The organism is Vagococcus fluvialis bH819, from assembly GCF_900163795.1.
Lineage (GTDB): Bacteria > Bacillota > Bacilli > Lactobacillales > Vagococcaceae > Vagococcus > Vagococcus fluvialis_A.
In genome coordinates this window covers 502,375-521,475 of record NZ_FWFD01000015.1, presented here as the reverse complement: position 1 = coordinate 521,475, position 19,101 = coordinate 502,375, and the positions used below count along the sequence as shown (strand labels likewise).

At 33.0% G+C, this 19,101-nt stretch carries 15 protein-coding genes; 2 read left to right on the top strand and 13 right to left on the bottom strand.

What is annotated here, in order from left to right:
- Positions 1 to 65: 65 nt before the first annotated feature.
- Positions 66 to 980: a thioredoxin-disulfide reductase gene (gene trxB / locus FM121_RS12010; RefSeq protein ID WP_086952400.1), complete on the bottom strand. Its 915-nt coding sequence runs from the start codon at positions 978 to 980 to the stop codon at positions 66 to 68.
- A 162-nt stretch (positions 981 to 1,142) separates the two neighbouring features.
- Between trxB and FM121_RS12005 the strand changes: the two genes are divergently transcribed.
- Entirely contained in the window at positions 1,143 to 2,507 is a 1,365-nt protein-coding gene (locus FM121_RS12005) for an MATE family efflux transporter (protein ID WP_086952399.1), read from the top strand.
- A 319-nt stretch (positions 2,508 to 2,826) separates the two neighbouring features.
- Complete coding sequence (locus tag FM121_RS12000) at positions 2,827 to 3,912, top strand: FtsW/RodA/SpoVE family cell cycle protein (protein WP_373385086.1); 1,086 nt, start codon at positions 2,827 to 2,829, stop codon at positions 3,910 to 3,912.
- A gap of 135 nt (positions 3,913 to 4,047) precedes the next feature.
- On the opposite strand, the gene FM121_RS11995 is transcribed toward FM121_RS12000, so the two are convergent.
- From FM121_RS11995 to FM121_RS11940, 12 genes are all read right to left on the bottom strand, one after another.
- Positions 4,048 to 4,800: a hypothetical protein gene (locus FM121_RS11995; protein ID WP_086952397.1), complete on the bottom strand. Its 753-nt coding sequence runs from the start codon at positions 4,798 to 4,800 to the stop codon at positions 4,048 to 4,050.
- 103 nt (positions 4,801 to 4,903) lie between these two features.
- On the bottom strand, positions 4,904 to 5,722 hold the full coding sequence (locus tag FM121_RS11990; RefSeq protein WP_086952396.1) for a DUF1189 family protein: 819 nt from the start codon (positions 5,720 to 5,722) through the stop codon (positions 4,904 to 4,906).
- Between the two features lie 12 nt (positions 5,723 to 5,734).
- On the bottom strand, positions 5,735 to 6,583 hold the full coding sequence (locus FM121_RS11985; RefSeq protein ID WP_086952395.1) for a sugar ABC transporter permease: 849 nt from the start codon (positions 6,581 to 6,583) through the stop codon (positions 5,735 to 5,737).
- Position 6,584: 1 nt separating this feature from the next.
- A complete protein-coding gene (locus FM121_RS11980; protein WP_086952394.1) occupies positions 6,585 to 7,886 on the bottom strand; it encodes a sugar ABC transporter permease in 1,302 nt (433 codons plus the stop codon).
- 65 nt (positions 7,887 to 7,951) lie between these two features.
- Entirely contained in the window at positions 7,952 to 9,211 is a 1,260-nt protein-coding gene (locus FM121_RS11975; protein WP_086952393.1) for an extracellular solute-binding protein, read from the bottom strand.
- Positions 9,212 to 9,310: 99 nt separating this feature from the next.
- Positions 9,311 to 11,071 carry a glycoside hydrolase family 13 protein gene (locus tag FM121_RS11970; protein WP_086952392.1) on the bottom strand — a complete coding sequence of 587 codons (1,761 nt, stop codon included), beginning with the start codon at positions 11,069 to 11,071 and terminating at the stop codon, positions 9,311 to 9,313.
- A 20-nt stretch (positions 11,072 to 11,091) separates the two neighbouring features.
- Positions 11,092 to 12,756, bottom strand: coding sequence for a glycoside hydrolase family 13 protein (locus FM121_RS11965; protein ID WP_086952391.1), 1,665 nt, complete (start codon positions 12,754 to 12,756; stop codon positions 11,092 to 11,094).
- A 380-nt stretch (positions 12,757 to 13,136) separates the two neighbouring features.
- Positions 13,137 to 14,099 carry a LacI family DNA-binding transcriptional regulator gene (locus FM121_RS11960; RefSeq protein WP_086952390.1) on the bottom strand — a complete coding sequence of 321 codons (963 nt, stop codon included), beginning with the start codon at positions 14,097 to 14,099 and terminating at the stop codon, positions 13,137 to 13,139.
- Positions 14,100 to 14,251: 152 nt separating this feature from the next.
- Positions 14,252 to 16,033 (bottom strand): ABC transporter ATP-binding protein, encoded by a 1,782-nt coding sequence (locus FM121_RS11955; protein WP_086952389.1) that lies wholly within the window; start codon positions 16,031 to 16,033, stop codon positions 14,252 to 14,254.
- The gene (locus tag FM121_RS11950; protein ID WP_086952388.1) at positions 16,033 to 17,784 is read right to left on the bottom strand and encodes an ABC transporter ATP-binding protein; all 1,752 of its coding nucleotides are present in this window, start codon (positions 17,782 to 17,784) and stop codon (positions 16,033 to 16,035) included. The genes FM121_RS11955 and FM121_RS11950 overlap by 1 nt, the downstream gene beginning before the upstream one ends.
- A 90-nt stretch (positions 17,785 to 17,874) precedes the next feature.
- Positions 17,875 to 18,105 carry a YneF family protein gene (locus FM121_RS11945; RefSeq protein ID WP_086952387.1) on the bottom strand — a complete coding sequence of 77 codons (231 nt, stop codon included), beginning with the start codon at positions 18,103 to 18,105 and terminating at the stop codon, positions 17,875 to 17,877.
- Positions 18,106 to 18,199: 94 nt separating this feature from the next.
- Entirely contained in the window at positions 18,200 to 19,096 is an 897-nt protein-coding gene (locus FM121_RS11940) for a deoxyribonuclease IV (RefSeq protein WP_086952386.1), read from the bottom strand.
- Positions 19,097 to 19,101 lie beyond the last annotated feature (5 nt).

Genomic DNA, 19,101 nt, shown 5'->3' with positions numbered 1-19,101 from the left:
TTATAATAAAACTGTTATCTGTTTTATTTACAACCTCCTTCTATTATTGTGTTTTATTAATGCATTTAATCTATACTAGTTATATATTTATAGACTTCTTGACCGGCAATACTTCCGTCTCCAACAGCTGTTGCAATTTGACGCAACACCGTGTCACGAACGTCCCCAATAGCATAAACGCCTGGGATACATGTTTCCATATGGTTATTTGTTTCAATCCAACCTTCTTCGTTAGTGATATTTAACTCTTTAAACGGTTCAGTTAATGGATCTAACCCAATATAGATGAAAATCCCTTCTGCATCAACAGTGGTTAACTCATCTGTTTTAGTATCTTTTAAAGTTAAATTCGTAATTTTTTTATCATCTCCTGTTATTTCTACAGGCACTTTATTCCACATGAAGTTTATTTTTTCATTTTTAAAGGCGCGATCTTGTAATATTTTTTGTGCACGTAACTCTTCCCGTCTATGAACGATCGTTACTTTACTTGCAAATTGAGTCAAATAAAGCCCTTCCTCAACTGCGGAATCACCACCGCCGATAACATACAAATGACGATCTTTAAAGAAAGCGCCATCACAAACAGCACAATAAGAAACACCACGGCCAGCATATTTTTCTTCACCAGGAATACCAATTTTACGGTGTTCACTTCCTGAAGCAATAATAACTGTTTTTGCTTCATAAACTTCATCATCACAGTATACTTTTTTTACTAGTCCTTCATTTTCAAGACGAGTTACATTGCCATAAGTATGAGTTGCACCAAAATTAGAAGAATTTTCATACATTTTAACCGCCAAATCTGGCCCTGTAATTGAATCAAATCCTGGATAATTTTCAACATCTGACGTATTCATCAGTTGACCTCCAGGAGCTCCTCTTTCAATTACAAGTACAGATAAATCTGAACGAGATGCATAAAGTGCGGCTGTCATCCCACCAGGTCCTGCACCAATTATTATTACATCATACATAAATATACCCCCATAAGTTTTATTTCATCACTACTTTAACGCTTCAACTGATACTTGTCTATTCATTTGCTTAGGTTTTTACACCAAAAGAATTGACATATCTGATAATATCGCTAAAATACTATCATAGCAAATTAAATCAGAAAGGAGGATAATATTTTAATGTTTTATTCAATCAAAACTTTTTTTAGTCAAAGCAAAGTATCAAATAAGGATTTATTCTTCTTAAGTTGGCCGATTTTTATTGAATTATTTCTACGTGTATTTATCGGTAATGTCAACGTTTGGATGATTTCTCAACATTCAGAATCAGCTGTTGCTGCTGTCGGTGCAGCAAATCAGTTATTAACACTCTCTGTCTTTATTTATGGTTTTATCACAGTAGGTGTTCAAATTATTATTGCTCAGTTAATTGGAGCAAAAAAACAAGAACAAATTAAATCGGTTATTACAACAGGTATTGTTGGAGCTTTTATTATTGGTTTACTACTTAGTGGGGTATTTGTTCTGTTCCCTGAGCAATTATTATCTTTTATGAATTTGCCATCTAATATTGTCGCTATTGGAGTGAGGTACACTCAAATATTTGGAGCTAGTCTTTTTGTTACTTCTATTTCCGCTATTATTGTTGCTGTTTTAAGAAGCCACGGAAAAACGAAATCAGCACTTCTTATTCCAATGGTTGCTTTACTCTTCTCATTAATAGGTAATTATGCAGCGCTTTATAGTCCATTCGGCTTGCCAAATTTAGGCGTTGCTGGTCTTGGTATTTCAGCTGTAATCAGCAATACGATTGCTCTATTTGTTGCTTTTATTATCTTGAACAAAGAAATACATTTTAACATTTTTAAAATTTCACACAAAGATTTCTCATCAGAGAAACTTAAGCTGATTTTAACTCTTGGCTTACCTTCTTCTGGTGAAAACCTATCCTATATGGCCTCACAAGTGGTTGTGACTATGATTGTAGCATCACTTGGTGAAAATATGCTAATTGCAAAATCATATGTCACAGCAATCACTCAGTTCATCTATTTAATTGCCGCAGCACTAAGCCAAGGGAATCAAATTATGATTGGTCGTAATATTGGTGCTAGAGAATTTGAACGAGCTTATGACCGTGGCAAGAATACTATTATAATTGGTATGATGGCAACCGGTGTTATTTCACTCTTAACATGGCTTTTTATCGAGCCGATTATGCACGTTTTTACGTATAATCCTGAAGTCATTGCTATAGCAAAAATTGTCTTTTTAGTAGATATCTTTTTAGAAGCATTTAGAACTATCAATATGACAATGGTGGGTTCCCTTAATGCAACAGGAGATGTTAAATTTCCGTTAATTTGTAGTTTAATTGTTCTTTGGGTAATTAGTTTACCTTTTTCTTATGTAATGGCGATTACTTTTAATCTAGGTCTAGTTGGTGTTTGGTTAGCTTATACTATTGACGAAGGTTTACGTTCCATATTAATGATTAAACGATGGAAATCAGGTGTATGGCGTAGTAAAAGTCATATTCACTAATTAGATAAAAAGAGGTTAAAAAATGTAGTGCCCCCTAAAGTTAGACGTAAAAATCTAACTTTAGGGGGGATTTTTATTGAGTAAATACCCTGTTAAATTAAAACTGGGACGATATCGGCCTCTATTTGAGTCAGAAAAACAAATTTTATTAAATTTTATTTAAAATGAGTTTGAAATTTACTTTTATCATTCAAATAATGGTAGATTTATAAACGGAATTTTAAATTTATTTTAAAGGGTGATGTTATTGTCACAAAGACGATCAAAGTACATACAAAAACAATCAATTAATTATGGATTATTTTTACCAATTTTTTTAATGCTACTTCTAAGTATTTGGCTACAGTATTGGGTTGCAACCTATGAAGATTACTCTGCCATCAATCAAGCCATTAAACAAATGGCTTTTGTCTTGATTGGCTTAGCTTGCATGTTTGCTTTAAAGTTTATCAATAAGAAGATTATTTGGAAATTAGTTCCCTGGATATACCTATTTTCTCTGCTTCTCATGTTGTCACTTTATTTTTTCTATGATGCTACCATGTATAATTTAACAAATACTAAACGTTGGATTGATATCGCTGGAATAAAGTTTCAACCTTCTGAGCTTGCTAAAATTTCGTATATTTTATTTATCTCAAAAGAGTTAATCAAGTACGATATGAGAACCAAAGAAAAAACAGTTAAAACTGATCTGCATCTCATCAAAAGATTAATTCTGTTTAGTTTACCTTTATACGCTCTGATGTTTATGCAAAAAGATTTTGGGACTTCTCTCGTATTCGTTTGCGTTCTTGGAGCACTTTTAATCGCTGTGGGAATTGATTGGAAAATACTCGCAACATTAGCTTCTATTTTAGCCATTCTTGGAACCATTTTGATTATCCTTGTTTTTACTGAGTTTGGGAATGATGTTTTAGCCTCCTTGCATTTTAAGCAGTACCAATTAAATCGTGTCAAAGCATGGCGCAATCCTTTTGAATATGCTGACGGAATTGCTTATCAACAAGTTCAAGGTCTGGTTGCAATGGGTTCTGGTGGGACATTTGGCAAAGGAGCCAGTGGCGTTCAGGTTTATGTACCTGTTAGAGAATCAGATATGATTTTCACCTTTGTTGGTGAAGCATACGGTTTCGTTGGCGCTTCATTAGTTATTATTCTTTACTTCTACTTGTTTTTCCAGATTCTCTACGCCGGATTAAAGAGTAATTCTAAATTTAATCTTTATATTTGTGTCGGTATTGTTTTCATGTTAGTTTTCCAAACTTTTGAAAACATCGGCGCTTCCATCGGATTATTACCTTTAACTGGTATTCCACTTCCTTTTTTAAGTCAGGGAGGGACATCACTTGTCGCAATATTAATTGCACTAGGATTGATATTTGAAATGGATGTCTATGAATAATAAGAGTGATAAAAAAGGCAGTTAACTACAAGCAACTGGAAAAAAATAAAAATAATTTGCGCTTTTTGAAGTTGCTTACTATTTATTCAAAAAAGATAATTCTGAAAACTAATCAGAATTATCTTTTTTATCGATTTATAGTTTATCAAAGTATTTAAATCCACTTCTCTTCCAAAGCCATAAAGGAGTATGAATATCAATAGGATCATAACAACTTTCTAAAAGTATTTCTTCCCACCTCACACTTACGAGCTGTTGAACTTTAGCCTTCTTATATTCCTCTTCATCAATAACACCTAATTTCAAGCTAGCTTGAATCACATTTGTATCTGGGGCAACTGTAATATTCTCTCTATCACTAAACTTTATATCTGTATACAACGTCATTATGTATAACCAATAATTCATTATTTTATTACCTGATAGGTATGGAAATTTCTTTTTTTTGCTGAGCATATATTTTTTTGTTTCTAATATGCTATTGTTATTTATTCTAAAAAGTTCTTTCACATCACCGTCAAACAATTCAACTAACGTTTCACATAGCGTCCGCCAAATTAAAGTCTGTTTATTCTTTTGCAAAGCAACTTTATGCTTTACGAGTTTTTCTTGAAGTTCGTAATCACTCATCAACAAAACTTTCTCTGGCATAAAAACATCTGAAGTATCATTATCTATTGCCGTTATATAAGCGCTTTTCCATAAAGCATAGGCACTTCTTTGATAATTAAGCGCCATAGGTAATGTAAAATATAAGTAGTTTTCTTTACTATTCACGCTATAACCAGGGTTGTCATCCTCTGGCATTAACTCGCCTCCAAGGAGTCCGCTCTTATGATACTTAACAATTTTGGTTACTTTTAGTAGAATGTCCTCATTGTTCTTCATAGTTTTTCCTCCTAAATAAAAAAGGTTTACATTTTTATTATACACGGTATTCACTAAAAAAAGATTTAACAGCTAATGACCTAACTGTTAAATCTTTTTTATTTTATTTAAATGGTTTACCTTCTGCTAAGTTATCATTGAATTTTGTTTTAGCAAAAATTATTAACACTTGAATCGCTAAACCAAATGCTTGTATCGTCATCATTAAGGTAATATCATAATGAATCAAGCCGATAATCGTTGCTATAAGTGTACTCAAGAAAAGTGAGTTAAGTGTTACGTTCAAGGATTCTTTATATGATTTGATCGATGAAATATGATTTCTTTTCGTTAACCATATGAAAAAGGCTGTTCCGAACACTAAAAATAAGGTACTGCTTAAAACAAGGACAGCAACTAAGATCGTCATACTTAAAATACGATAAGGCGCATTTTGAGCATTCCATTCTTTGTTTAACCAATTTTCAAAATCTTTAACACTTGAAAAGCTTTCGAAATTCCAATCGTCTGTGTATCTTAATTCAAAAGATAAGCCATTTTCATCTTTCATAACCAACTTGTCGTTTTCAAAATTAAGCCCTGTCTTTACTTTTTCAAAATCCTTTTTAGATGTATTTAAGTAAATCTCATTACTTAGTTTTTGTGATTCTTGTTCAGTTAATTTATTGTCTGTAAATGTGATTTGTTTAATCTCTTCGAATTTTGATTCAGACACTTGTTTAGTTAAATCTGGCATAATATTATCTAATTTGAATTCTGGAGAGTTATTCGCATTAATCGCTACCGGATTTAATAACATAAAAATTAAAAAGATAATTACAATCAGCATTTGCCATATTTTTAACTCACGACGATTTAAAAACATTTTTTTAGCTGAAAAACAATTAGCAAAATAAGTAACTGGGAATTGACTTGACTTCATTTTGAAAAACTCCTATCCTTTTGTTCCTCCAGCAAGTAAACCTGATACAAAGTTTTTTTGCAAGAAGAAGAATAACACTGTGATTGGTAAAGCAATTAAAATTGCGCCTGCGGCAAACAAGGCCACTTGTTGATCTTTAGAGTTACTGATGAATGTTTGAAGTCCAACGGCAACCGTAATTTTTTCTGGTGAACGTAGTAAGAATTTAGCTAACATGTAATCACCGAAAGGTCCCATGAATGCCCATAACGCTTGAACAGCAATCATAGGTTTTACTAATGGTAACACAATTTGAGCAAAAATTCTAAAGTGTCCCGCACCGTCTAATTTAGCAGATTCATCTAAATCAATTGGCACAGTATCAAAGTAACCTTTCATTAACCATGTGTTCATTGGAATCCCACCACCGATATAAATCAAGGTTAAGAACCAAGGTTGGTCAAGCGCGTTAAGTAATAATGCCATAACGTAGAAGGCTGTTAAAGCTGCCATTGTTGGAACCATTTGAACGATTAAGAAAAGTTTTAAACTACTGTTACGACCAACGAAACGATAACGACTGTAAGTGTAACCTGCTAGAGTAATAATTGTTACCTGACACACCATTGTGAAGATAGCAATTATTAATGTATTGATATACCAGCTACCATAAAGCGTTTCATTCAGTAAGCGACTAAAGTTATTAAGTGTCCATTCACTGTTAAAATCTAAACTGAATGCACTAACATTTCCAGCTTTAAACGCTGTACTGACCGTAATTAAAATTGGATAAACTACGATTACTGCTAAGACAATTAAGAATAAATACGTAAAGAAATGAGATAAAGATCTAGTACGTTTTACGGAGTGTGTTTTCTTCATTTTATTTGCCCTCCATATCAAAAGCGTTTGTTTTCTTAAAGACAATCATTGATATACTAATTACAATAAATGAAATAATTAACGTCACAGCTGCTGCCACAGAATATTGCGGAGCGTTACCTGTTGTTAATTTGTAAATCCAAGAAATCAAGATATCTGTTGAACCAGCGCCACCACCGACACTACCTGGTCCACCATTATTGAATAAGTAAATCATTGAGAAGTTGTTAAAGTTACCTGTATATTGAGTGACAAAAATTGGAGCTGCTACAAATAGAATCATTGGTAATGTGATTGTTCTAAAACGTTGAATCGCATTAGCACCATCGATTTTAGCTGCTTCATATAATTCACCAGGAATTGATTGTAAAATCCCTGTTGTCATAACATAAATATAAGGGAAACCTAACCAACCTTGAATCATGATAATCGCAACTTTTGTCCAAAATGGGTCAGTTTTCCATGAAATGGCACTGATATCTACAAATGGTAAGTGATTAATCATCGGAATAACTTGCGTGTTGATTGCTCCAATACTATCATTGAAAATATTAGAGAAACTCATGATTGTAATAAATGCTGGTACAGCCCAAGGAAGTAAGAAAATAACTCCGAAAAGTCTCTTACCTTTAATAAACTGTTGATTCGCAATAACCGCTGTTAAAACACCTAAAACAATTTGTAGAGTAGATGCACAAACTGTCCAGATAACGGTCCAACTAAATACGGCTCCAAAGGTTGCACGATATGAACTTAAGAAGAAAATACTAAAGAAGTTCTTGATTCCTACCCAGTCAATTAAGCCTGCAGGTGGAATGTGTTTGAAGTCATAGTTTGTAAATGCCATAAATAATGTTACTAAAACAGGGAAGATAATAGCAACTGTCATAACTAGATAGGCCGGTAATGTTAAAAGATAAGGAAAACCATCATCTAAAACATTTTCCATAATTGCTTTTGCAGTTGTATTAACTTTTAAGCCATTATTCCATTTTTTTGCAACAGCACGTGCATCACGAAGATTAATCACGTAAAAAATCAAAAAAATTGCAGTAATAATAATTTGTAATGTTCCTTCTATTAATAGAAATAATGAATGATCTTCTACTGGAACTGTTCCTAATGTGATAAAGCCTTCAAATGCCGATAAACCAAATGTAAATAATTCTACGATGAATAATGCAAAAACGCCTAAGAAAATAAATCCTTTAAACTTTTGTTCATTATAAATTTGGCCTAAACCTGGAATAATTGAAAGAAGCGTTGCTTTTTTAACGTCTTTCTTTTTTTGATTTGTATCCATTGTCTTTCTCCTTATCTATAAAAGAAATCGGCAGAGTTTTTTATATGCTCTGCCGATTTAACTCCTTATTCGCCGTATTTTTGTTCGATATTTTCTGTAATGACTTTCACTGCAGCGTCAGCAGCTTCTTTAGGAGTTTTCTTACCAGATGCAGCATCAAACATTAAGTTTTCTCCACCAGCAAAAATTTCAGCCATTTCTGGAATATTTGGCATAGGTTTAGAGTTTTTGTATTGTTCGATAACAGCAGTAGTTAATTCGTTATTTTCTTTAGTTGCAGCTTCACGAGCATTATTGTTAGCTGGAACTTCTTGTGTCGCTTTGTAGAATGCTTCTTGGTTTTTATCGTTTGTTACGTAGTCTAACCATTTTTGTGACATTTCTTTGTTTTTAGAATAGTTACTTACTACCCATGCTTTACCGCCGCCAAACGCTTCGTATTCTTTACCATTGTTTAATGTAGGGATTTTAGCAGCACCAAAGTTAAGTCCAGCATCTTTATAGTTAGCAGCTGCCCAAGGTCCATCAATGATTGCTGCAGCATGTCCACCAGTAAATTGGTTAGTCACAAAATCACCAGCCGCTTTAACATCCATCATACCTTTTGGCCAAGTTTTTTGGAACCAATCAGTTGCATATTGGATACCTTCAACCGCACCTTTGTTGTTTAAACCAACATCTTTAGGGTCAGTACCATCTTTACCAAATGTATAACCACCATAACCAGAAATTAATCCGTATGCAAAGTAGAAGTCAGTCCATTTAGCTAAGAAAGCTGTATTTTTTCCTTCTTCATCTTTGAAGGCATATTTTTCATCTTTTGCTAATTCTTCAATATCTTTAAATGTTTTTGGTGCTTCTTTAATCAAATCTTTATTATAGTACATAATTAATGTTTCAATAACAGCCGGTGAACCATATTGTTTGTCTTGAACTGTTACTTGTTTTTTATCTGTATCATTATAATGAGAGTCATCACTTAATTTAACTTCTGCTAAATGTCCTTGTAACCCTAAAGGTCCTAAGCGGTCAAATGCTGACATCATTACGTCAGGTGCTTTGCCAGCAGGTCCATCAAGAGATAACGCATCTAATTGTTCGAACATATCTTTTTCGATAACTTTTACTTTAATACCATTTTCCTTTTCAAAGTCACCTTTGATTTCGTTTACATATTTAACATAGCCTTTTGCTACTGATACTTCTAATGTATCATCTTTTTTACCTTCGTCTTTTTTATCTTTGCCTCCACCACATGCAGTTAATGCTAATACTGCTGATGCTGCAACTAAACCTAGACCAAAGCGTTTCCATCCTTTTTTCATTGAGAAAGCCTCCTATGTATTTTCTTTACACCCTTAGATTATGCTGTTACGGCTTTCAATGCAACCGTTTTTACAATGTTACCGTTAACACCTTTTCAATTATTTAGAAACGATGAAACCATTTTCAGAGATAACATAACCTGCTTCTGTTTTTTCAACATTTTGACTCATTAATATCTCGACATCACTTGACACTAATTGGTCTTGATTTCCTTTATTAAAGAAGCCTTTAATTTTTCCATCTGTTGTTTGACGAGTAAATTCTACATATTTATCTTCATTATTTAATGTTTCAAACGTTAAATTACCGTATGAAAGAATGGCTTGATTTTCTTTCCTTAATGCAACCAGTTGCTTAGTGAATGCTAAGAAGGTTAAATCTTGATTTTCTTCTTCCCAAACCATACATCTACGGCAATCTGGATCATTAGCTCCCGTCATACCAATTTCTGTTCCATAATAGATACAAGGAGATCCTTGTTGTAAGAAAGTAAACATTAACGCCATCTTAGCAATATCTTTATTTTCACCAGAAATATGTAGTAATCTTGCTGTATCATGAGAATCTAAACAGTTAAACATCACTTGATTGGTTTGATCACGGTACAACATTAATTGTTCATACAAACCACTGGCCATTTTAGTTGCTGAAATCGCATCTTTAACGAAGAAGTTTGTCGCTGTTTCTGTAAAAGCATAATTCATAACACCGTGGAACTCATCTCCTTGTAACCAACTTTGAGAAGAATGCCAGATTTCTCCTAAAATATAGAAATCTTTATCTAACGCAGTTGTTGCGTCGTAGAATTTTTTCCAGAAATGATGATCGACTTCATTAGCCACATCTAAACGCCATGCATCAATATTAAATTCTCTCACCCAGTAAGTGGCAATATCTAATAAGTAATCTTGAACTTCTTTATTAGCTGTATTTAATTTTGGCATCATTGGTGTAAAGGCAAATGTATCGTATGATAATGTTTTGGCTCCTTCAAAGTTACCATTTGTCCCAATTTCTACTGGGAAGCTATTAATATGGAACCAGTCAGCGTATTGAGAGTTCTCACCATTCTTCACAACATCTTGGAATTGTGGTGCATAGTATCCTGTATGGTTAAAGACCGCATCCAACATGATTTTAATCCCACGTTTATGGGCTTCTTCTACTAATTTTTTGAATGTTTCTTTGTCTCCAAAGTCTGGATCAATATCAAAGTAATCGATTGTATCATATTTATGGTTAGATGACGCTTTAAAGATTGGACAGAAGTATAATCCGTTTATCCCTAAATCAACTAAATAATCTAAATGATCAATCACACCTTGAAGATCTCCACCAAAGAAGTCTTCACGACCTGGTAATTGACTGCCCCATGGTAATGTTCCTTCTGGGTCATTTGATGTGTCTCCATTAGCAAAGCGCTCTGGGAAAATTTGATACCAAACTGTTTCTTTTACCCATTCAGGCGCTTTGAAACGATCAACTTCTTGGAAAAATGGCATTCTGAAGTAATTTTCAGCTTTTTCAATCACTGATTCTGATAAATCAAAAATTCCGCGATCTCCGTAAAAAACTTCTTCTCCATCTGCTCCTACAATATCAAACGCATATTGGATACGTCTAAATTCAGCGCCCACTGCGATTTGATAATAATCGTAATCTTCAGTTGTTGCCACTAAAGTCATCTTTTCTGATTCTTTGTACCATTTGTCTTCATTAATTAAGTAAGGATCTCCCTTAATAATCTTTACTTCTTTCACGTCACTTCTTTTTGTTCTTAAACGGATGTGCATCACGTCTTTTTCAAATAAATAAGCGTATTCGCTATCTGGTCTATGTAATAATGCTGCTCTTTCCATGTCTTAAAATTCCCCATTTTCTAATTTTTATATACGATATATGTATATGGTAAGAGTTCTTTTTCATCCATTTCGACTTCTGAACTAAGAACTTCTTGCCAATCTTTGTATTGAGCCAACCATTCAGGTGTCTCAACTTTTTCATTAGTTAAATTAACTAATACTACTGCAGATTGATCTTCATAAGTTCTTTTGTATGCTAATAATTGATCTGAACTTTCTAAAAATTCAACATCTCCTAAAGAGAAGATATCTTCTTGTTTTAATTTAAGTAGTTTTTGATAGAATCTTAAAATACTTGTTTCATCTTTTAATTCAGATTCAACATTGTACTTTTCTTCCACATTTTCACCAATCCAACTTGCTTTAGTTGAAAAGCCAGCAAAATCACTCTTGTTCCACTGCATCACACCACGACTTGCTTCTTTATTAACTGAAGCAATAATCCCTAAAGACTCTGCCTTTGAAAAGCCTGATTCAAGTAACTGGATATGTTGTCTAACAGCCTTTGGACTTTGGAAAGTGTCCACACTATCAACTGCTAAATTTTTCATGCCAATTTCTTCTCCGTAAAGAATCACTGGAATCCCTTTTAACAAGTACATTCCGGTTGCCAAAGCTTTCGCACTCTTATCTCGGTAAAGTTCATCGTCACCAAATCTGGATACTGCTCTTGGCATATCATGATTATTCCAATAAAGTGTTGGGTACTTATTAGGCGTTAATGCTTCTTGCCAAGCTGATAAGTTTGCTTTCATTTTTTTAGAATCAATGGCTCTTTCTTCTAAACCTTCTGGTATTCTCTCATCATCACCAATTATTTTCTCATCAAAATGATCAAATGAAATCACTGCGCCACACAAATCTTCCCTAATATAACTATCTGCCAACTCAGGTGTTGCAGAAGCTGCTTCACCTAAAATAAAGCAATCTGGTTTAATGTGTTTGATGGCTGAGATGAATTCTGATAAGTAATGTTTTACTTCTGGTAGATTCGCATAATATTCTTCTGCTATGGCTATTTCACCTTTGGAGACGTTTGCAACTTGGAACGAAAATTTAGATTTGATCATATGAATAAACGCATCCAATCTAAATCCATCAATTCCTTTGTCTAACCAAAATTTAGCGATATCAATCATTGATTTCATCACTTCTGGATTTTCCCAGTTCAAATCAGGCATTTCTTTATCAAATAAATGGAAATAATACTGATCACTCTTATAGTCTTTTTCCCAAACCGAACCACCAAAGAATGATTCCCAATTATTAGGTAAGGAGCCATCTAATTGTTCATCTGCCCAAAGGTAATAGTCTCGGTACAAATTGTCCGGTCCCTTTAAAGCCTCTTGGAACCACGGATGTTGACTTGACGTATGATTTAAAACTAAATCAAAAATAATTTTCAAATCACGCTTATGAGCCTCGTTAATCAATTCTTCCACATCTCTTATATCTCCAAATATTTCATCAATCGCATAATAGTTCGAAATATCGTAACCGTTATCAACTTGTGGTGAAATAAAAATAGGATTTAACCACAGAGTATTAACCCCTAGTTCTTTAATATAATCTAACGATTTTATAATCCCTTGTAAGTCTCCGATACCATCATTATTCGTATCTTTAAAACTCTTAGGATAAATTTGGTAGACGATTGCTTTTTCCCACCAATTTTCAGTCATACTTTTCCCCTCCTTTGTAAGCTCATTCATAGTCTATGAAATGTTACAAAATAACTCAACTAATAAATGCTTGTTAACGTTAACAAAAAGAGAGCAATTCCACTTAAATACGGTATCACCCTCTTTTTGTACTTTCTTATTCTATATTTTATTCGATGTAAGCTTCTTTATAATCAAATTGCACCCCTGTTGAGTGGCTAACGATGCCTTTCAATTTTGGATTTTTTAGCTTTGCCTTTGCTTCTGATTTTTGAAAAATAGGACTCAGCGCAACATCCTCTGTATTGATTATATTAAAATACAACGAGATTTAGCTAAAAAAAGTCCGAGTAATTAAAAAAAGCCGTTCAAGATAACTTTCATCTTGAATGGCTTTTAACTTAGTCAGCTATCTTTTTTTTAGTACTTCCACGAACAACTAAGGAAGCTTCAAACAATTGATTACCTTGAGGCGCTCCTTTTTGTTTAATTTTATTTAATAACATATCTGCACAGGCAGCTCCCATTTCAAAAACGGATTGTTTAACTGTTGTTAATTTTGGAAAGGCAATTTGATCTAAAAATACACCGTCAAAGCCAATCACACCATAATCTTCTGGAATTTTTGCTTTACTTGCTTGAAGCCCTCGTTCGATTCCAATCGCTAATCGATCACTGCTACAGACAAAAGCCGTTTTTTTAGGATATCTTAAAAATTTATCTGAAATAAATTGATATGAAAAATGTGATCGATTATTAAATCTTACAATTTCAGGAACTTTTTGATATCTTTGCATCGTGTTAATGTAACCAGACTCTCTTGAAAATTCAAAAGGCTCCTTCACATCAATGCCTACATAGACAATTTTTTCATATCCTTGAGCAATGGCATGTTCAGTTGAAAGTTCTGTTCCTTTAGCATTATCAGTATCAACAAAATCATACCCGTAGCGATTTTCACCAAATAAGACAAAAGGTTTTTCTAGTCTTTCAATCCAAGGATAATCTTCATCTCTCATTCCCGTAATAATATAACCGTCGCTTTGACCTAAATCAAAGCTATTTTCAGTGACAAGTTGTAAAGAATATTGATGTTTATCAAGTTCTTTAGAAATCCCCATCAACAAATTCATGTAATAAGGCTCAGTTGTATCGATTTCTTCTAAAATAAAAAATTTGATAACTTGTGTTCGATTATTCGCTAAAGCTTTTGCTGCTACATTAGGTTTATAATCTAAATCCTTCATCGCTTTAAATACTAATTCTTTTAATTCATCTGTTACTTTTTCCGGATGATTAATTACCCTAGAAACAGTCATTTTTGATACATTAGCCTTTTTGGCAACATCTGATAAAGTTGTCATTTTCCCCACCCTTTTTTGAGCATATTACTGTTATTATACTTTAAAAATGATAATAAGCTAGATTTAATTATTTCAACTTATTCTGATGTCAGTTTAGCACATAAAAAAAAAGAAAGTAAATCATAGCCTCATGACTTACTTTCTTTTTATAATTAAACCTGATTATTTTGTAATCGATACATATCGTAATACAGCCCTTCATGAGTAATTAATTCTTCATGACTTCCTCGTTCCACAATATGACCTTTTTCAAGAACTAATATTAAATTAGCATCTTTGATTGTTGATAATCTGTGGGCTATAGCGATAGTTGTTCGTCCAGCTCTCATCTTTTCTAGACCTTGCTGGATTAAGGTTTCTGTTTCTGTATCAATACTTGCTGTCGCCTCGTCTAGAACCAATATTTTAGGATCTGTAACAATCGTTCTTGCAAATGAAATTAATTGTCTTTGTCCACTTGAAAAACTAGAGCCGCCTTCCAATACTTTGGCGTGGTAAGTATTGGGTAATGTATTGATAAACTTATCTGCTTGAACAAATTTAGCCGCATTTATTATTTGCTCATCTGTTATATTTTGATTCAAGAGGCGAATATTACTTGCAATATCTCCATAAAACATAAAAGCATCTTGAAGTACTAAGCCCATTTTTTCTCGTAATTCTTCCATGGAATAGTTTTTGATATCAATATCATCTATTAAAATTTGACCATCATAAAATTCATAAAAACGCATCAAAATATTAATAATCGAACTTTTTCCACTTCCAGTATGCCCAACTAAAGCAACAGTTTCACCTGGGTTGGCAATAAAGCTAATATCGTTTAAGACATTTTGTTTGCCATCATAAGAAAACGTGACATTTCTGAATTCAATTTTTGCGTCAGTTACTTTCGCATTAGCTCCTGAATTCTGTTGAGGTACTAACTCTTCATGATCTAAAATTGTGATAATTCGGCTCCCCGCAACTACACCATCTTGAAAAGTACTTAAAAAATCCATCATGTTAGTCATAGGATTAAAAAATTGTTGAATGTATGAAATAAAAGCATAAATTAATCCAACTTCAACTGGTGAACTAAGTGCATCAAATCCAAAAAAGCTAAGAACTAAAGCAGTCGCCAGAGCAAATAATAGATTAATAATCGGTGCTAATAATAAAGAATTTGTTTTAATCATCATATATTTAGATTGCAGATAATCATCATTACTTGCTTCAAATTCTTCTTCTAAGCGTTTTTCTTGTCTGAAATATTGAATTACTGACATACCTGAAATCGATTCATTCAGTTTAGTATTTAAATTACTTAATTTTTCACGCATACCTCGATAAATTTTCGAGCTAAATTTTTGATAATACCAAATGATGATAATTAAAATCGGGAAAAATATTAAGCAAATTAATGTTAATTCTACATTAATAAATGCCATAGCTGAAAATGAAGCAACAACTCCAAAGAAGGCTGATAATACCATTAAAAAGACTAACCAAAATTCAAATAATGTTTCCGTATCATTGGTTACTCTTGAAACGATTGATCCTGCTGGTGTTTGGTCAAAATAACGCATACCAAGCCCTTGTAATTTCTTAAAAAGAGCCACACGAATTGACTGATAAGTTTTTAGAGAACCTTTAAAATATAACACCCACTGACCATACCAAACGATAGCCTTAAATATTATACCTAAAGCATAGAGACCTGCAAAATATAAAATAATATTTAAAGTTGTGTCCCCCGTTGTTAAATGTTGATCCATAAAAACTTGCAAAATTTTTGGCAACACGATGTTAACAACTGCTAAAGACACAGCAAAAATTAAAGCTATTATAAAATCCCGTTTGAACGGCTTAGCAAAAGTTAGCAATCGTTTAATAATCGCTATTTGTTCTTTCATTGTGAAAGATTTTGCCCATCCTGATTTTGATTCTTCCATTATCTAACACCTCCCTCAATTTTATCTTCTAATTGTTGATGATCATACATTTTTTTATACCAACCATCTAGATTAATTAATGATTCATGGGTTCCACGCTCGATAATTTTCCCTTGGTCAATGACAATAATTTCATTAGCATGCATCACACTACTTAAACGATGGGTACTAATAATGGTTGTTTTATCTTGTCTTGACTCCCGTAGATTACTTAAAATTTGTTCTTCAGTTTTAGCATCCACTGCAGATAGTGCATCATCTAATATAAGTAGTTCTGGCTCAACTAATAAAGCTCTAGCTATTGAAATCCGCTGTTTTTGACCTCCTGAAAGTGACACGCCACGTTCACCTACCATCGTATCGTATCCTTCTGAAAATCCTAGAATATCTTCATGGACTGCTGCTTCAATAGCAATTTTTTCAACTTCTTTTTGAGATATTTTGGGCACTCCAAAACGAATATTATCTCGTACAGTCATTGAAAACAAGAAATGATCTTGAGGAACATAGCCAATTGAGTGAAGTAAAGCGTCTAATGTGTAATCTTGAAGCTGATTTTTATTAATTGAAATACTACCATTATAATTATCATATTCACGCATTAGTAATTTCAAAATAGTTGTTTTTCCTGCTCCTGTCTTACCAACAATACCTAAAGTTTGCCCTTCTTTTATTTCAAAATGAATATTTTCTAGTGTCGCTTGTGTATCATCATGATATGTAAATGATTCTACATGATACACCAAATCACCAGTAGCTTTTTTACTAATGCCCGTTTTCATTTCCTGAATATTAGATTTTTCATTCATCAAATCTGAGACACGATCATAGCTCGCATTTCCTCTTTGAACCACATTAAAAAATCGACCTATCGCAAACATCGGCCACACTAACATACCAATATAGTTAAAGAAAGAAATAAGTTGTCCGATGGAAATAGTTCCGTTAGATACAAAATAACCACCTAAAATAATAGAAATGATATAAGATAACCCAATAATTAGTGTAATTAGCGGATCAAATAAGGCATCTAAATTATTAACTTTGGTATTTTTTTGGATAGAATACTTAATTTTTTCTTCAAAATCAGCGATGTCCTCTTGTTCTTGACCAAACGTTTTAATAACCTTAATACCTGTAACACTTTCTTGTGTTTTATCATTCAGTTTTGAAAAGGCTCCTTGAGAATCCTTAAACGCTTCATGCATTTTATTGCCTAATTTACTTGATAGGACAGCTAATAATGGAAATGGAATTAAGGCAATCAATGTTAAACGCCAATCAACAAACATCATCATCGCTACAACGGTGATAATACCAGTAATAAAAGCATCTGCAAAAGTTAAAATTCCTGCTCCTGCAACGTTTTGAATCGCATTTAAATCGTTTGTTGCATGTGCCATCAAATCCCCTGTCCGGTATTTTTGATAGAACACTTGATCCATTTTTGTAAAATGATGAAATAATCTTCTTCTCATCAGTTTCTCTAATCTAGCGGCACCACCCCAGATATGTTTACGCCATAAATAACGGAGACCATAAACAACAAATCCTGAAACAACTAGTATAATAATCCAAATGGTTAATTTATGAGCAGTCAACGTTTTATCTGCCACACTATCTACAATAATTCCTGTCACACGAGGTGGAATTAATTGAATGAATGCTACTAATATTAATGTTGAAACTCCGATAAAATAATTCTTTTTTTCTTCCTTAAAAAACCAAGATAATTTTTTAAAAATATCCAAATTCTTCACTCCTTTTTTGACGACAAAAAAACAGGTGCAAAAAAGCACCCGTTTCTTGACTGTAATTTTGAAACAAAATGTAACAAAACACTATTTTTTCTTTTTAGTATTTTGAGGTTTCATATTTTGCATCATTTGACGAATTTTTTTCTCTGAAGGTTTTTGCCCCATCTGAGCCATCATCATACGTAACATATCCTCATTAACGGGAGGATTTTTTTCTAATTGATCTTCGAATGTTTTTTTAGCGAAAAAGAATCCACCTACTGCACCAACTAACAATGCAATAACAATGAATAATATAATTAATCCTGTATTCATATTTTTCGACACTCCTTCCACTAATTTATTAATCTCACAATTCTATATTTTACTAGATAAACCTTTAAAAGAAAAGGGTTATTATTATTTTTTATTAACTATTTGTAATTAAATCTAGTAAATCAGGATTGAATTTATTTTCTTTTAGCATAGCAATTTCAAAGGCGTAAGGAGCTTTTGCTGTTTTTTTATCTTCTCCTACATAAGGAGTCTCTAAAATCTTAGGTAATTTTTCTAATTGTGGATGATGAACGACATGACTTAACGCCTCAAATCCAATCGTTCCAAAACCAATATTTGCATGACGGTCTTTGTGCGAACCTTGTGGGTTTTTAGAATCATTAACATGAACAACTTTCAAGCGATCTAAACCAATAATTTTATCAAACTCTTCTAGGACACCATCGAAATCTTCGCGTACATTATAACCTGCATCATTAATATGACAAGTATCTAATGTGACAGATAATTTATCATTATGGGTAACACCTGCAATAATCTCAGCTAATTCTTCAAATGAACGTCCGATTTCAGTTCCTTTTCCCGCCATTGTTTCTAAAGCTATTTGAGGTACTTGATCTTGTCTTAACACTTCATTTAAGCCTTTAATAATTTGTTTAATTCCTTTATCAGCACCTTCACCCACATGTGCGCCTGGATGAAGTGTTATTTGAGTTGCTCCAATTGCCTCCACTCGTTCAATTTCTTGTCGTAAAAAATCAACTGCAAAACCAAAATTTTGTGGTTTAATGGTATTACCTAAATTAATAATATATGGAGCATGGACGACTATGTCTTTTATATCTAAATTATGTTCCGACATAAATGACAAACCTGTTTCTATGTTTAATTCTTCTACTGGTTTTCTTCTAGTATTTTGTGGTGCTCCTGTATAGATCATAAACGTATTAGCCCCGTAATTAACAGCTGTTTCTGCTGAGCCTAATAACATTGATTTTCCATTCATACTTACGTGTGATCCTAATAACATATTTT

What these genes read in the sequence shown, in the direction of transcription:
- trxB (WP_086952400.1), bottom strand. Translation starts at nt 980, where the DNA reads ATGTATGATGTAATAATAATTGGTGCAGGACCTGGTGGGATGACAGCC.
- FM121_RS12005 (WP_086952399.1), top strand. Translation starts at nt 1,143, where the DNA reads ATGTTTTATTCAATCAAAACTTTTTTTAGTCAAAGCAAAGTATCAAAT.
- FM121_RS12000 (WP_373385086.1), top strand. Translation starts at nt 2,827, where the DNA reads ATGCTACTTCTAAGTATTTGGCTACAGTATTGGGTTGCAACCTATGAA.
- FM121_RS11995 (WP_086952397.1), bottom strand. Translation starts at nt 4,800, where the DNA reads ATGAAGAACAATGAGGACATTCTACTAAAAGTAACCAAAATTGTTAAG.
- FM121_RS11990 (WP_086952396.1), bottom strand. Translation starts at nt 5,722, where the DNA reads ATGAAGTCAAGTCAATTCCCAGTTACTTATTTTGCTAATTGTTTTTCA.
- FM121_RS11985 (WP_086952395.1), bottom strand. Translation starts at nt 6,583, where the DNA reads ATGAAGAAAACACACTCCGTAAAACGTACTAGATCTTTATCTCATTTC.
- FM121_RS11980 (WP_086952394.1), bottom strand. Translation starts at nt 7,886, where the DNA reads ATGGATACAAATCAAAAAAAGAAAGACGTTAAAAAAGCAACGCTTCTT.
- FM121_RS11975 (WP_086952393.1), bottom strand. Translation starts at nt 9,211, where the DNA reads ATGAAAAAAGGATGGAAACGCTTTGGTCTAGGTTTAGTTGCAGCATCA.
- FM121_RS11970 (WP_086952392.1), bottom strand. Translation starts at nt 11,071, where the DNA reads ATGGAAAGAGCAGCATTATTACATAGACCAGATAGCGAATACGCTTAT.
- FM121_RS11965 (WP_086952391.1), bottom strand. Translation starts at nt 12,756, where the DNA reads ATGACTGAAAATTGGTGGGAAAAAGCAATCGTCTACCAAATTTATCCT.
- FM121_RS11960 (WP_086952390.1), bottom strand. Translation starts at nt 14,099, where the DNA reads ATGACAACTTTATCAGATGTTGCCAAAAAGGCTAATGTATCAAAAATG.
- FM121_RS11955 (WP_086952389.1), bottom strand. Translation starts at nt 16,033, where the DNA reads ATGGAAGAATCAAAATCAGGATGGGCAAAATCTTTCACAATGAAAGAA.
- FM121_RS11945 (WP_086952387.1), bottom strand. Translation starts at nt 18,105, where the DNA reads ATGAATACAGGATTAATTATATTATTCATTGTTATTGCATTGTTAGTT.
- FM121_RS11940 (WP_086952386.1), bottom strand. Translation starts at nt 19,096, where the DNA reads ATGTTATTAGGATCACACGTAAGTATGAATGGAAAATCAATGTTATTA.